Here is an 844-nt window from a genome sequence, read left to right on the forward strand (position 1 = left end):
GGCCTGTACGCCTCAAGAATGCCAATTGGAGGCGGCAGTGCGCGGCGTGCGCGATTGGAGTGGTTCGGGCATTCGTTACGAGCCGGTCAGCGGCGGGATCTCCAACAGCAACTGGCGGGTCGAGGTCAGCGGGCTCAACACCGCCTACTTCTTCAAAGTGCCCGGCGCCGGCACCGAGATGTTTATCGACCGGCGCACCGCCCATGACGCCAGCGTCAAGGCCGCGCAAACCGGCTATGGTGCGCCGGTGTTTGCCTTCCTCGAAGAGTTTGGCGTTGAAGTTTTCGAGTTTATGGAAGGCTGGCGCGCCTCTTCGAATCAGGACTTTCTCGACCGCGATGTGCGCCATAACGCCCTGCATGCGCTGAAAGCGTTCAACGACCAGTCGCCGCTGTGCCAGACCAAAACCGTGTTCGACATGATTGCCGAGCATCAGCGCCAGGTCGAAGAACTGCAGGGCTGCACGCCCAGCGATGATGCCTGGCTGCGTCGCCAATGTGACCGGGCGCGTGGCGCGTTGCAAGCGTCGGGCATCGACCTGGCGCCGTGCATGAACGACACGCTGGCGGGTAATTTCATGCTCAATGACCGCCGCCAGATTCGCCTGGTGGACTTTGAGTACGCCTCCAATAACGACCGTCATTACGAGCTGGCGCTGTGGTTTGGCGAGATGTTCTTCACCGACGAAATGGAACTGGCGCTGATCGAAGATTATTTCGGCCAGGTCACCCCGCAACGGCTGGCGCGGATCAAGTTGCACAAGGCCCTGGCCGACATCAAATGGTCGACCTGGGCGATGGTCCAGCACGCGGTGTCGCAGCTGGATTTCGACTTCTACAAATAC

1 protein-coding gene is annotated in these 844 nt (G+C 60.5%); it reads left to right on the forward strand.

The features are described 5' to 3' along the window. Nucleotides 1-25 precede the first annotated feature (25 nt). On the forward strand, nt 26-844 hold an 819-nt coding region (locus FEM54_RS33320; protein ID WP_420875342.1), incomplete at its 3' end, for a phosphotransferase.

The organism is Pseudomonas edaphica, from assembly GCF_005863185.1.
In the GTDB taxonomy this organism is placed as follows: Bacteria; Pseudomonadota; Gammaproteobacteria; order Pseudomonadales; family Pseudomonadaceae; genus Aquipseudomonas; species Aquipseudomonas edaphica.